General features: G+C 71.9%; 10 protein-coding genes and 1 pseudogene. 6 read left to right on the forward strand and 5 right to left on the reverse strand.

The genetic code is table 11. The features are described 5' to 3' along the window. Positions 1-30: 30 nt before the first annotated feature. The 3 genes from BT341_RS20280 (at position 31) to BT341_RS20290 (ending at position 4,312) form a co-directional block, all read left to right on the forward strand. Complete coding sequence (locus BT341_RS20280; RefSeq protein ID WP_072477793.1) at positions 31-1,503, forward strand: serine/threonine-protein kinase; 1,473 nt, start codon at positions 31-33, stop codon at positions 1,501-1,503. 101 nt (positions 1,504-1,604) lie between these two features. After that, the gene (gene dapA, locus BT341_RS20285; protein WP_072477794.1) at positions 1,605-2,618 is read left to right on the forward strand and encodes a 4-hydroxy-tetrahydrodipicolinate synthase; all 1,014 of its coding nucleotides are present in this window, start codon (positions 1,605-1,607) and stop codon (positions 2,616-2,618) included. Beyond that, positions 2,615-4,312: a ribonuclease J gene (locus tag BT341_RS20290; protein WP_072477795.1), complete on the forward strand. Its 1,698-nt coding sequence runs from the start codon at positions 2,615-2,617 to the stop codon at positions 4,310-4,312. Before dapA ends, BT341_RS20290 begins: the two co-directional genes overlap by 4 nt. On the opposite strand, the gene BT341_RS20295 is transcribed toward BT341_RS20290, so the two are convergent. After that, positions 4,309-4,479, reverse strand: coding sequence for a hypothetical protein (locus tag BT341_RS20295; RefSeq protein ID WP_177328863.1), 171 nt, complete (start codon positions 4,477-4,479; stop codon positions 4,309-4,311). The genes BT341_RS20290 and BT341_RS20295 overlap by 4 nt on opposite strands. A gap of 174 nt (positions 4,480-4,653) precedes the next feature. Here BT341_RS20295 and BT341_RS20300 point away from each other — a divergent pair, with 174 nt between their 5' ends. Beyond that, the gene (locus tag BT341_RS20300; protein ID WP_177328864.1) at positions 4,654-6,297 is read left to right on the forward strand and encodes a substrate-binding domain-containing protein; all 1,644 of its coding nucleotides are present in this window, start codon (positions 4,654-4,656) and stop codon (positions 6,295-6,297) included. Here BT341_RS20300 and BT341_RS20305 read toward each other — a convergent pair. From BT341_RS20305 to wrbA, 3 genes and pseudogenes are all read right to left on the reverse strand, one after another. Then, a pseudogene (locus BT341_RS20305) lies at positions 6,251-7,365 on the reverse strand (amino acid permease). The gene BT341_RS20300 and the pseudogene BT341_RS20305 sit on opposite strands and share 47 nt — an antisense overlap. Then, positions 7,362-8,309, reverse strand: a complete 948-nt coding sequence (locus tag BT341_RS20310) for an EamA family transporter (protein ID WP_072477798.1) — start codon at positions 8,307-8,309, stop codon at positions 7,362-7,364. The pseudogene BT341_RS20305 and the gene BT341_RS20310 overlap by 4 nt, the downstream one beginning before the upstream one ends. Before the next feature lie 50 nt (positions 8,310-8,359). Continuing rightward, a complete protein-coding gene (wrbA, locus tag BT341_RS20315) occupies positions 8,360-8,974 on the reverse strand; it encodes an NAD(P)H:quinone oxidoreductase (RefSeq protein ID WP_072477799.1) in 615 nt (204 codons plus the stop codon). A gap of 85 nt (positions 8,975-9,059) precedes the next feature. Between wrbA and BT341_RS20320 the strand changes: the two genes are divergently transcribed. Further along, on the forward strand, positions 9,060-10,337 hold the full coding sequence (locus tag BT341_RS20320) for a phospholipase D-like domain-containing protein (RefSeq protein ID WP_072477800.1): 1,278 nt from the start codon (positions 9,060-9,062) through the stop codon (positions 10,335-10,337). Here the strand turns inward: BT341_RS20320 and BT341_RS20325 are convergent. Then, positions 10,309-11,121 (reverse strand): lysophospholipid acyltransferase family protein, encoded by an 813-nt coding sequence (locus BT341_RS20325; protein WP_072482069.1) that lies wholly within the window; start codon positions 11,119-11,121, stop codon positions 10,309-10,311. The two genes, BT341_RS20320 and BT341_RS20325, sit on opposite strands and share 29 nt — an antisense overlap. Before the next feature lie 255 nt (positions 11,122-11,376). Here BT341_RS20325 and BT341_RS20330 point away from each other — a divergent pair, with 255 nt between their 5' ends. After that, complete coding sequence (locus BT341_RS20330; RefSeq protein WP_072477801.1) at positions 11,377-13,854, forward strand: DNA translocase FtsK; 2,478 nt, start codon at positions 11,377-11,379, stop codon at positions 13,852-13,854. Positions 13,855-13,877 lie beyond the last annotated feature (23 nt).

The raw sequence follows: 13,877 nt of genomic DNA on the forward strand, positions 1-13,877 counted from the left end.
CATCTGCGCGACCCCGCCCGAAGGAGCACCGTGACCGACGAACAGACCCGCCCCTATCCGCCGCAGGCGCCCGCCATGCCCGGCCAGCGGGTGGTCGCGGGCCGGTACCTGCTGCTCGGCGAGCTCGGCCGCGGGGGCATGGGCGTCGTCTGGCGGGCCCAGGACCAGGTCATCGGGCGGCAGGTCGCCGTCAAGGAGCTGCGGCTGCCCGACGCCGAGTCCGCCGCCGTCTTCTCCGAACGCGCGCTGCGGGAGGTGCGCACCGGCGGGCGGCTCAACGATCCGGCGATCGTCACCGTCTACGACGTCGTGACCGACGGTGGCACCACCTTCATCGTCATGGAGCTGGTCGAAGCGCCCAGCCTCGCCGAGCTCGTGCGCCGGCACGGGCCGATGCCCGCCGCGCAGGCCGCGCAGGTGGGGGAGCGGGTGCTCGCCGCGCTGCAGGCCGCGCACGCCGCCGGGATCGTGCACCGCGACGTCAAGCCGGCCAACATCCTCGTGGCGCCGGACGGCCGCGTGAAGCTCACCGACTTCGGCATCGCCCACGCCGTCGACGACCCGCGCCTGACCACCAGCGGCATGATCGTCGGCTCGCCCGCGTTCATGGCGCCCGAACGCGTCGAAGGCCGCGAAGCGCTGCCGGCGTCCGACCTGTGGTCGCTCGGGGCGACGCTGTTCTTCGCCGTCGAAGGCACGATCCCGTTCGAGCGCGCGACCACGCCCGCGACCCTGCACGCGATCATGACCGAGATCCCGTACCCGACCCGCGCCCAGGGCCCGATCGCCGCGGCGATCCTCGGCCTGCTCGTCGCCAACCCGGACGCCCGGCTCACCGCCGCGCAGGCGCAGAACCTCCTGGCCACCGCGCAGGGCATGCGGCCCACCCCGCCGCAGGGGACAGCGATGCTGAGCGCCCCGGCGCCCGAGCGGAAGAATCACCGCGCGTGGTGGCTTTCGGCCGCCGCGGTGCTCGTGATCGGCGCGCTCGTCGGCGGGTTCTTCGCCGGGAAGGCCTACGAGACGCCCGCGGCCGACAAGCAGAAGCAGCCGACCATGACCTACGGCGTGGGCGGGCAGCTGCGCACGGACATCGGCGGCTACTACCGGTGCTTCAACGCCCCGGTCCAGGACGGCTCGATCATCAGCGAAGACGACAACAAGATCGAGTGCGGCAAGAGCCACACGCTCGAGGTCTACGAGATCGGGAACCTCATCTCGGTCGAGAACTGGAACTCCGACGACGCCAAGGTGGCCGCCTACCCGGGGCTGCCGGCCGTGACGGCGAGCGCCGAGGCGGCGTGCGCGACCGCGTTCCGGTCCTCGATCGTCCCGGAGGCCAACCGCGCGGACCTCACCTACCGCGCGCTGGTGCCCACCCAGGCGGAGTGGGACCGCGTGCCGTCGAAGAGCAGTGAGGAGCCCACCCGCGAGTTCTACTGCGTCCTGGCCCGCGCCGACGGCGGCCCGCTCACCGCCCCGATCGTGACCAAGGTCAAGTAGAAGTTCCGCGACGAGCGGCGCGCGTGCGGAAATCCTCCGTACTTCCCCGGCGTGACCAGGTCGGCGCGGTTTTCGTCGGTCCGACGGGGTACCGTCTGGGCATGTCCAACCCACCTACCGCAGCGCCCGGGCGGCCCTTCGGGCGCGTGCTCACCGCGATGGCCACGCCCTTCGACGCCGACGGCGCGCTGGACCTGAAGCGGGCGCAGGAGCTCGCCGAGCACCTCGTGGAGCTGGGGAACGACGGTCTCGTCATCAACGGCACCACCGGCGAGAGCCCGACCACGAGCGACACGGAGAAGCAGGAGCTGATCCGCGCGGTGGTCGAGGCCGTCGGCGACCGCGCGACCGTCGTGGCCGGCGCGGGCACCAACAACACCGCGCACAGCATCGAGCAGGCGAAGCAGGCCGAAGCGGCCGGCGCGCACGGCCTCCTGGTCGTCACCCCGTACTACTCGCGGCCCAGCCAGGCCGGGCTGTACGCGCACTTCACGGCCGTCGCCGACAGCACCGGCCTGCCGGTGCTGCTCTACGACATCCCGCCGCGCTCGGTCGTGCCGATCGAGGTCGACACGCTGCTGCGGCTGGCCGAGCACCCGCGGATCGTCGCGGTCAAGGACGCCAAGGGCGACCTGATCGCCGGTTCCGAGGTCATCGCCAACACCCACCTGGCCTACTACTCGGGCGACGACGGCCTCAACCTGCCGTGGATCTCCGTCGGCGGCGTCGGCGTGGTCAGTGTGATCGGTCACGTCGTCGCGGGCCGGATCCGCGCGATGATCGACGCCTACGAAAACGGCGACACGTCGACCGCGCGCACCAACCACCGCGGCATGCTGCCGGTGCTGCGCGCGATGTCGCGGGTCGGCGGGGTCGCGTTCAGCAAGGCGGCGCTGCGGCTGCGCGGCTTCGACATCGGCGACCCGCGGCTGCCGATCGTGGCGCCGAGCGCCGAGCAGACGGCCGCGATCGCCGCCGATCTCGCCCAGGGCGGCGTGCCGCTGGGCGACACGGCGGCCCAGGACTGGCATGGTGAGCGGGTGGCACAAGCAGACTCGCGAGCGGCCTACGTCGCGCCGACCTCGCACACCAGCGTTGGGACCCTGCCTCGGTGAGCTCACTTCCCCCAGGTCCAGGCCCCACCAACGCCCCGCCCGAACTGCCCGAGGGAGCCCTGCGCGTCGTCGCGCTGGGCGGCATCGGCGAAGTCGGGCGCAACATGACCGTCTTCGAATTCGGCGGCCGGCTGCTCATCGTCGACTGCGGGGTGCTCTTCCCCGAGGACGACCAGCCGGGCGTCGATCTGATCCTGCCCGATTTCCGCGCCATCGAGGACCGCCTCGACGACATCGACGGCCTCGTGCTCACCCACGGGCACGAGGACCACATCGGCGCCGTCCCGTTCCTCCTGCGCCTGCGGCCCGACCTGCCGATCTACGGCTCGAAGTTCACCAACGCCCTGCTCGCGGCCAAGGCCAAGGAGCACCGGCAGCGGCCGAACCTCATCCAGGTCCGCGAAGGCGAGCGCCGCGACGTCGGCGCGTTCAACCTGGAGTTCTTCGCGGTCAACCACTCCATCCCGGACGCGCTCGCGGTCGCGATCCGCACCCCGGCGGGCGTGGTCCTGCACACCGGCGACATCAAGCTCGACCAGCTGCCGCTCGACGGGCGCCTCACCGACCTGGCCGGGTTCTCCCGGCTCGGCGACGAGGGTGTCGACCTGTTCTGCGTCGACTCGACCAACGCCGAGGTGCCCGGGTTCGTGATGCCCGAGCGCGACATCGGCCCGGTGCTCGACGACGTCATCCGCAAGGTCGACCAGCGCGTGATCGTGGCCTGCTTCGCCAGCCACGTGCACCGCGTCCAGCAGGTGCTCGACGCCGCGCAGCGGCACGGCCGCCGGATCGCGTTCGTGGGCCGGTCGATGGTCCGGAACATGGGCATCGCGGCCGAGCTGGGCCTGCTGAACGTGCCGGACGGCCTGCTCGTCGACCTCGACCAGGCGAGCACGCTGCCGGAGAGCAAGGTCCTGTTCGTCTCGACCGGTTCGCAGGGCGAGCCGCTGTCGGCGCTGTCGCGGATGGCGCGCGGCGAGCACCGGCAGATCTCGATCCGCGCGGGCGACACCGTCGTGCTGGCCAGCTCGATGATCCCGGGCAACGAGACCGCGGTGTTCGGCGTCGTCAACGGCCTGACCCGGCTGGGCGCGAACGTCGTCCACCAGGGCAACGCGAAGGTCCACGTGTCCGGCCACGCGTCGGCGGGCGAGCTGCTGTACCTGTACAACGCGGTGCGCCCGAGCAACGTGATGCCGGTCCACGGCGAGTGGAAGCACCTGCGCGCCAACGGCGAGCTGGCGATCCGCACGGGCGTCGCGCCGGAGAACGTGGTCATCGCCGAGGACGGCGTGGTCGTCGACCTGGTCGACGGCAAGGCGTCCCGCACCGGCCGCGTCGAGGTGGGGCACGTGTACGTCGACGGCCTGTCGGTCGGCGACGTCGGCGAGTCGACGTTGTCGGACAGGCTGGTCCTCGGCGAGGGCGGGTTCATCGCGATCAACGTCGCGGTGGACTCGAACACGGGCCGCGCGGTCAGCAGCCCGACGGTGGCCGGCCGCGGCTTCTCCGACGACCCGAAGGCACTCGACGCCGTCGTGCCGCTGGTCGAGATGGAGCTGGCGCGCACCGAAGCCGAGGGCATCACGGACACGCACCGCATCGCGCAGGCGGTCCGCCGGGTGGTCGGCCGCTGGGTGGCCGACACCTATCGCCGCCGCCCGATGATCGTCCCGACGGTCATCCCGGTCTAGCCGGTTCGCAACGCCGTGAAGGCCACCTCGACGGACGCAAGGTCCCTCGAGGTGGCCTTCACGGCTTTCCGGCGCCCCAGCGGCAGGAGCAGCGCGAAGGCCACGGTGGCGGTCTGGCGGAGCAGGGCCCGGCGGGCCCGGCGCTGTTCGGCTCGTGTCGGCTTCACGCGGTCCAGTCTTCCGCCGGGCGCGGCCGCGGACATCCCGCTCCGGGCCGGTCCGGGTCCTTCCCGGGGATGAGCCGGCCCCTTGCGGGCTGTTAGGCCATCCGGACCAAGACCGTCCGGTTTGCGGAGCGCTAACCTGGGTCCCACCCCGCCTCGGCAAGAGAGGCCGCGCCGATGGGACGTCACTCGGACGGCAGACGACGCCGGCTGCTCGTGCCCGCCCTGGCGACCGGTCTCGTCGTCGTCCTGGGGGCCGCGGCCTGGGTGACCGTCTCGGTCGTGACCGCGAAGCCCGCCTGCGAGCAGCCCGCTCACGTTCTCGTCACCGCGTCCCCGGACATCGCACCGGCGTTGTCGCTCGTCGCGCGCGGGCTCGGCATCGCGTGCGGCAGCGTCGAGGTTCAGACCAGGGAGGCGACGCAGGCCGCGGAGCGGCTCGCGCTCTCCGACGGCAGCCCGCGGCCGCAGGTGTGGGTGCCGGACTCGACGCTCGCGCTGCGTCGCGCCCACCAGCTCGGGGCCGCCGACGTCCCCGGAACCGGGTCGTCGGTGGCCAGTTCGCCGGTGGTGCTGGCGGTGGCCCAGGACGTCGCCAAGGGACTCGGCTGGCCCGGGCACACGCCGACGTGGGCCGACGTCCTGAACGCGCCCGGCGCCGTCCCGGGGATGCCCGACCCGGCCCGCGACCCCGTGGGTGCGCTGGCGTTGCTGGGCTTGAAGGACAGCGTCAAGGCGGCCGCCGAGCCGGCGGGTGCGTACGTCGCGCTGCTGCGGCGGTTCTCGGCCAACACGCTGGGCGCGGAGACGGACCTGATCGCGCGGCTGCCGGGATCGAGCGACGGCGGCGGCGCGGCCGCGGTGACGGCCTTCCCCGCGTCGGAGAACTCCTTGCTGCGCCACAACATCGAGGACACGACGTCGCCGCTGGTCGCCGTCTACTCGACCGCGGTGCCCACCTTGGACTATCCGTTCGCGGAGCTGGGCGGGATCACGCCGCGGCAGCGCCCGATCGTGGAGGCGCTGCGGGAAGCCGTCCTCGGCGACGCGGGTGCCGACGCGATCGAGAAAACCGGGCTGCGCGCCGCGGGCGGGCAGGCGCTGCGCGAGCACACGGACGACCCGAGGGTCTCACCGCCGAGCATCCGCGCGGCGAACGTGCCACCCGCGGCGGCGGTCGACGAACTGCTCAACCAGTGGGCGGGCATCAACCTGAGCGCGCGGGTGCAGGTGCTCGTCGACGTGTCGGGGTCGATGAACGCGCAGGTGCCGGGCACCGGGCTGAACCGCATGCAGGTGACGATGCAGGCGGCGGCGAAGGCGATGCACCTGTTCAAGCCGGCGACGCGGCTGCGGATGCTGGAGTTCTCGACGCGCCTCGACGGCGACAAGGATTATCGCGAGCTGCTGCCGATGGCCCCGGTGTCCCAGCACCTGGCGAGCGGCGCGCTGGACAAGCTGGCCCAGGTGAAGGCCACCCCGGACGGCGGAACGGCGCTGTACGACAGCGTGCTGGACACGTACCGGACCGCACGCCGCGAGTGGGAGCCGGGCCGGCTCAACCTGGTGATCGTGATGACCGACGGCCGCAACGAGGACCCGCACGGAATTTCCCGGGCGGACCTGCTGACGGAGCTGGCGAAGCTGCGGGACTCACGCCGCCCGATCCCGCTGATCGGAGTGGGCATCGGCCCGGACGCGGACAAGGCGGAGCTGGACGCACTGACCGCGGCGACGGGCGGCCAGGCGTTCCTGGCCCCGGACCCGGCGAAGATCACGGACGTGTTCTTCGGGGCGCTGAGCCGGATCGCCGGCGGATGACCGCGTACACGGCCAAGATCACCGCCAAGCTGAGCAGGCTCAAGGACAACTGCGCCCGCGCGTCGGCGTCCACGAACAGCATCGAGGCCACCACCGCCAGGGTCACCCAGCTCAGCCACGGATACCCCCACATCCGCAGCTGGGACGAACAGTGCCACCGCGCCCGCCGAATTGATGATGAAGGAGAAGATCTTGCCCGGGGACACGTAGCTCATCACCACCGCCACGTAACCGACCGAAGCGGACGCCAGGATCGCCTTCCACGGCGCGCCGCGCGAATTCGTGTCCGCTATCCAGCCCGGTGCCCATCGGTGGCGCCGCAGCGCGAACAGCATCCGGATGCCGTGTCCAGCCCGGAATTCAGCACCGACAACGCCGCTGTCAGCACCACCACGCTCACCAGCGTCGAGGCCGCCGGGATGCCGAACCGGGCGAACGCCGCCGCGAACGGGCTCGTCTCGCTCGGGATCTCGCGCCACGGCGTGATCATCACCAGCAGTGCCACCGAGCCGACGTAGAACACGATCACGCGCCAGACGATCGTCGACGTCGCCTTGCGGACCGCCGTCTCCGGCCGGTCCGACTCCGCCGCCGCGATCGTGACGATCTCCGCGCCGAAGTACGAGAAGGTGACGATCACCACGCCGTGCACCACCGAAACGGGCCGTTCGCGACGAACCCGTCCAGGCCGATGTTGCCCACCGAGAAGTGCGCGCCCGGCCAAAGCCCCGGCACGAACAGCACGCCCAGCACCAGGAACACCACGATCGTCGCGACCTTGACCGACGCCAGCCAGAACTCCGTCTCGCCGAACGAGCGCGCCGACGCCGGGTTCGTCGCCGTCAGCAGCAGCATCAGCGCCAGCGAGAACACCCATTGCGGCACGCCGGGGAGCCGGCCTGGGAAGATCTTCGCGCCCGCCGCCGCTTCGAACGCGACCACGCCGACCCAGAAGTACCAGTACAGCCAGCCGATCGTGAACAGGCTCGCGCCGATGATGCCGCCGAGGGCGATCATCCGGACGTGCCGCTGCAGCAGGTCGGGTCGCAGGCCGGACTCAGAACTCAGCTCGCCAGGATCTCCGACTTCCGCTGCACGAGGGAGGCGCCGGCCAGCAGGATCGCCGAGCCGAGCAGCTGGACCCAGGTCAGCTCCTCGCCGATCAGCGCCCACGCCGCCACGGTGGTGATCACCGGCTCGACCAGCCCGAGCACGCTCGCCACCGACGCCGGCAGGTGCCGCAGCGACGAGATCCCGCAGACGTAGGCCAGCACCGTCGCCACCAGCACGAGCAGGACCAGCAGCAGCCAGACCGGCGGGTGCCAGGCGCCGAACGCGACGACGGCACCCAGCTGCCGGACCGGCCACGTCCACGGCGGCGCGACGAAGCTGATCAGCACCGCGCCGATCACCATGCCCCAGGTGACCAGGCCCAGCGGGTCGATGCCGGCCACCGCGCGCTCGCCGAGCAGGAAGTACCCGGCCGAGCACAGGGCCGCGCCGAAGCCGGCGAGCAGCCCGGCGCCGTTCAGCGTGACGCCCTGCCAGACCTGGGCGACCAGCGCCAGCCCGGCCATCGCCAGCGCGATGCCGCCCCACACCGACCGCGGCAGCCGGTGCCGCCGCACGAACCGCACCCACAGGGCGATGAGCACCGGCGAGACGAACTCGAGCAGGATCGCGATGCCGACCGGGATCCGGCCGGCCGCGACGAAGTAGAGCAGTTGCACGCCGGCCACCCCGAGCAGGCCGTAGCCGCCGAGCACCGGCAGCTCGGCCCGGCGCACCCGCAGCTTCCGGGGCGCGGTGAGCGCCACCCCGGCGAGCAGCACGAACCCGGCGAGCCCGATCCGCATCGCGGCGACCTGCTCCGGGCTGAACCCGGCGGACATCGCGGACTTGCCGAGCGTGCCCGAGGTGCTGAAGAACAGCGCGGCGAGCAGCACGAGCGTGGTCCCGCGGGCGCGGTGGGCGGCCCGGGGCGGGGGCAGGACGGGCAGCTCGGTGGTCACGGGCGCGACTGTAGGGGCCCGGCGCGTCACTGCCAAAGCTCTTTTTCCGGTTACTCGGTCCGCTTCGACCCGGTCGCGACGTGCGTCGTGATCGTGGCCAGCCGCCGCCCCTGGACGCGCAGCGCGCCGAGGGCCAGCTCGTCCGGCTCCGCCGACTTGCGGGACACGAACGAGCCACCGTACGGGTTGCCCGATTCCATCAGGTGCGGGTCGGTGTAGCCGAGCGGGACGACGATCGCGCCCCAGTGGTAGAAGACGTTGTTGATCGCCAGCAGCGTCGACTCCAGGCCGCCGTGGCTGGTCGAGGCCGTCGTGAACGACGTCGCGACCTTGTCCGCCAGCTTCCCCTGCGCCCACAGCCCGCCGGTACTGTCCAAAAAGGACTTCAGCTGGGCGGCCGGGCCGCCGAAGCGGGTCGGGCTGCCGACGGCGAGCCCGTCGGCCCACTCGAGGTCGTCCAGGGTGGCGAGCTCGTGGTGCGGTCCCGAGTCCACCCACGCCTGCCAGCGCGGGTTCTTCGCGACGGCCTCGGCGGGCACGGTTTCCGGCACGGTCCGCACCCGCACGCCGGCGCCGGACTCCCGGGCGCCCGCGGCGAGCGACTCGGCCAGGGCGGCGGTGTTCCCGGTGGCGCTGTAGTAGACGACGAGGATCCGTGTGCTCACGTCCGCCGACTCTAGGGGTGCCCGGCGGCGTGTCCCATGATCCGGGATGTACGGCTCTTGTACGCCGGTCCGCTGTCCTGGGCCGATGAAGCTGCTGCCCCTCCTGGCCGCACTGGCCCTGCCGCTGGCCGGCCCGGTGCCGGCGGCCGCCGCCGCGGCCACGCCGGACCCGGTGATCGGCCACGCCGTGTTCAACGACCCGACCGGGACACCCGCCCGGCAGAACGCGATCGCCATCCAGCTGGCCGGCCTGATCGACCGGGTCCCGGCCGGGGAGGAGATCCGGCTGACCGTGTTCGGGTTCGACACCCCGGACACCGCCGACAGCCCGGACGCGCCCGACCTCGTCGACCACTTCGTCGCCGCCCACGACCGCGGCGTGCGCGTCAAGATCATCCTCGACCAGGGGCAGGCCGGCAACGGACCGCACACGCGGCTGAAGGCGGCCCTCGGCACCGACGACACCCAGCCGAGCTGGGTGGTGACCTGCGGCGACCAGTTCCCGTCGGGTCCGAAGCGCGGCTGCATCGGCACCCGCGTCAAGCAGTGGTCCGACAGCACCGCCTACGCCGACAACCACAACAAGTTCGCGTTGTTCTCCAAGGTCCGCCTCGACGACGGCAGCGTCCGGTCCGGCGTCGTGTACGTCGCCTCGGCCAACATCGGGGTCTGGGATGCGAACGAGTCGTACAACAACGCGTTCACCTACAGCGACCCCGGCACGTTCGGCGCCTACCGGGCGTACTTCGAGGACCTGCGCCGCTACCGCTACAGCAAGGACGGCAACAACGACTACTACCGCGACTCCGGTTCGGGCACGGACTACCGCGCGTTCTTCTTCCCGCGGCACGAAGGCGCCGGAAAGCCGTTCGAAGACCCGGGCACCGACACGATCGTCAGCACGCTGAACTCCGTGCACTGCAGCTACACCGAGACCGACGGCTCCCGGCACCAGACCGACGTCCGGATCGCGATGTGGGCCTTCACCCGGCCCGCCATCGCGCAGAAGCTGGCCGCGCTCAAGCAGGCCGGCTGCTGGGTCGACGTCGTCTACAGCAACGCGAGCCAGGCGGTCCTGGACGCGCTGAACGGCATCCAGGTGACCAAGTGCGACTACGCCGCCGGGCCGGGCATCGACGTCCGCGTGCACTCGAAGTACCTGCTCGTCGACGGGGGATTCGACGACGACATCGTGCCGCGCGTCTACACCGGCAGCCACAACTACGCGTGGTCGTCGCTGCGGCAGGAGGACGAGAACCTGCTGCGGATCATGGGCCGCGGCCCGCACACCGAGTACCTGGCGAACTTCCACCAGGTCCGGGACACCTGCCGGGCTAAGGCGTCGGCGGCCGCCACGGGCTGACGGTGTCGGTGGGCCGCGTCGGGTCGTGGAAGCGGGGCCGGTCGAGCTCGTCGCGGCGCAGCGGGACGAGCCCGTCGGTGATCGCCTGCATGATCTTCGCGTGCGCGCGGACGCCCGCGCCGGGCCGCTCCGGCTCGACGTCCGACAGGTCGACGGGGTCGCCGAAGTGCACCTTGAACCGCGGACGCCGCAGCGGGGCGCTCAGCCCGGAGCGGGCGAGCGGGACGAGGTCGGCCGGGCCGTTGACGGTCTCGGTGCCCCAGTAGACGGCCTCGTGCGCGCCCCACTGGCTGATCGGGATGACGGGCACGCCCGCCGCGAGCGCCAGCCGCGCGGCGCCGGTCTTGCCGCGCTCGGGCCACAGGCCCGGGTCGTGGCTGATCCGGCCCTCCGGGTAGACGATGATCGGCTCCCGCGTGGTCTTGAGCGCCTCGACGGCCTCGGCGAACTGCCCGACGGCGGTGGTCGCGTGCTTCCGGTCGACGCGCAGGTGGCCGCTCAGCTTGAGGGCGGGCCCGATGACCGGGGCGTCGAGGATGCCGCCCGCCAGCATGAACCGCGGGTTGATGCCGATCCGCTTGCACGCCGCCATGAGCACGAAGGCGTCGAACACACCGATGTGGTTCGCGGCCATCAGCAGCGGCCTCCCGCGCAGCCGGGCCGGGATCCGGCCGGTGACGGTCAGCCGTCCGACCAGGTTGACCAGCCCCCGGTCGATGGTGAGCATGGTCCGCCAGATGGCGGGCGCCCGGCGGGCGGTGTTGTCGGAGTGCAGCGCGACCATGGGGCAGAGCATGGCAGACGCCGATGTCACCCGAATGCGCACTCCGCCCCGAGCACCCCGATGTGGCCTCCGCTGAGGACGGCGGTGGGGACATGGGTGGCGCACCCAAGGCGGCCTTCGGTGCGTCTGACGCAACCAAGGCCGCCTTGGGGCGTTCACCCGGATGGCCGCTCGAGCGCCACTGTGAGACAGAAGTTCACCCTGGGCCGAGAGTGGCACATGGGACGAACGGCCACGGCCGGTTACCGTTGAACCATGGCTGGGTCGGCGACGAGGAAGCGAAGCACGGGAAGCGGCGCGAAGGGAGCAGCGGCGCGTAAGCCGCGTACACCCGCGAAGTCACGTCCGCCGGCTCGCAAGCCCACGCCCCGCCGCAAGACACCGGGGATCTTCGGCAAGGGCGTCCGGGGCACGTGGAACCTCCTGGCGAAAGGCATCGGGACGCTGGCGCGCACCGTCGGCCGCACCCGGGAGCTGGAGCCGGAGCACCGCCGCGACGGCCTCGCGCTCGGCCTCATCGCACTGGCCATCGTCGCGGCCGTCGGGGTCTGGTGGCGGGCCGCCGGGCCGATCGGGGCCGGGGTCGAGATCGCCACCCGGACCGTGCTCGGCGCCGGGGCCGTCACGCTGCCGCTGGTCCTCGTCGTCGTCGCCGTCGCGCTGATGCGGTCCGAGCCGCATCCCGAGACGCGGCCGCGGATGGTGATCGGCACGATCATGGTCGTCCTGTCCGTGCTCGGTATGCTGCACATCTTCACCGCGCTCCCGGCCACCAACGACGGCCGCATGTACGCCGGCGGCATCATCGGCGCCTTCTCCGGCGGCCTGCTGACCATGGGCGTCACCACCTGGGTCGCCGTGCCGCTGCTCATCCTCGCGCTGGTCTTCGGCGTGCTCGTGTTCACCGGCACCCCGGTCCGCGAGATCCCGCACCGGCTGCGCAACTGGGGCCTCGACGAGGACGAGATCGCCGAGGCGGAGCAGCGATCGGGCTTCGCCACCGACGAGGAGAAGGTCACCGAGGCCGACCCGAAGTCCGCTCGGCTGCGCAAGCCGTCCCGCCGCCGTCAGGCCGGCGAGACCCCGGAGCAGCTGGACCTCGACGCCGCGCTGGCCGAGGTGCCGACGCCGATCAAGCCGCCCAAGGCGCTGCCCAAGCCACCGGCCGAGGTGCCCGAGAAGAAGCCGAAGAAGCCCGCCGAACCGCCGCTCGCCGTCACCCGGACCGTCGAGGGCGACTACCAGCTCCCGCCGCCCGACCTGCTCAAGCTCGGCGACGCCCCGAAGTCCCGCAGCAAGGCCAACGACGCCATGATCGAGGCGATCACCGGCGTGCTGGAGCAGTTCAACGTCGACGCGCAGGTCACCGGCTTCACCCGCGGCCCGACGGTCACCCGCTACGAGGTCGAGCTCGGCCCGGGCGTGAAGGTCGAGAAGATCACCGCGCTGACCAAGAACATCGCCTACGCGGTGGCCACGGACAACGTCCGCCTGCTGGCGCCGATCCCGGGCAAGTCCGCGGTCGGCATCGAGGTGCCGAACTCCGACCGCGAGATGGTCCGCCTCGGCGACGTCCTGCGCGCGCCCGCGACCGTCAAGGACAACCACCCGATGGTGATCGGCCTCGGGAAGGACATCGAGGGCCACTTCGTCACCGCGAACCTGACGAAGATGCCGCACCTGCTGGTCGCGGGCTCCACCGGTTCCGGTAAGTCGAGCTTCGTCAACTCGATGCTCGTGTCGCTGCTCGCGCGCTCGACGCCGGACGAGTGCCGGATGATCCTGATCGACCCGAAGATGGTCGAGCTGACGCCGTACGAGGGCATCCCGCACCTGATCACGCCCATCATCACCCAGCCGAAGAAGGCCGCCGCCGCGCTGGCCTGGCTGGTGGAGGAGATGGAGCAGCGCTACCAGGACATGCAGGTCAACAAGGTCCGGCACATCGACGACTACAACAAGAAGGTCCGCTCCGGCGAGATCACCGCGCCGCCGGGGTCCGAGCGCGAGTACCGGCCCTACCCCTACATCATGGCGATCGTCGACGAGCTGGCCGACCTGATGATGACCGCGCCGCGCGACGTCGAGGACGCCATCGTCCGGATCACCCAGAAGGCCCGCGCGGCCGGCATCCACCTGGTCCTGGCCACGCAGCGGCCGTCGGTCGACGTCGTCACCGGCCTGATCAAGACCAACGTGCCTTCGCGGCTGGCCTTCGCGACGTCGTCGCTGACCGACTCGCGGGTCATCCTCGACCAGCCGGGCGCGGAGAAGCTGATCGGCATGGGCGACGCGCTCTACCTGCCGATGGGCGCCGGGAAGCCGGTCCGCATCCAGGGTGCCTTCGTCGGCGACGAAGAGATCGCCGCGGTCGTCAACTACGCCAAGGAGCAGGCGCAGCCGGACTACCAGGACGGCGTCACCGCGGCGAAGGCGGGCGAGAAGAAGGAGATCGACCCGGACATCGGCGATGACCTCGACGTGCTGCTCCAGGCGGCCGAGCTGATCGTGACGTCCCAGTTCGGCTCGACGTCGATGCTGCAGCGCAAGCTCCGGGTCGGCTTCGCCAAGGCCGGCCGGCTGATGGACCTGCTGGAAAGCCGCGGCGTGGTCGGCCCGTCGGAGGGCTCGAAGGCCCGTGACGTGCTGATCAAGCCGGAGGAGCTGGAGTCGGTGCTGTTCATGATCCGCGGCGGCGATCCGGGCCCGGCCCCCCAGGACGAAGACGAGTAGCCCGGTGCAACCCGCGGCCGCGG

Source organism: Amycolatopsis australiensis (assembly GCF_900119165.1).
Classification (GTDB): domain Bacteria; phylum Actinomycetota; class Actinomycetes; order Mycobacteriales; family Pseudonocardiaceae; genus Amycolatopsis; species Amycolatopsis australiensis.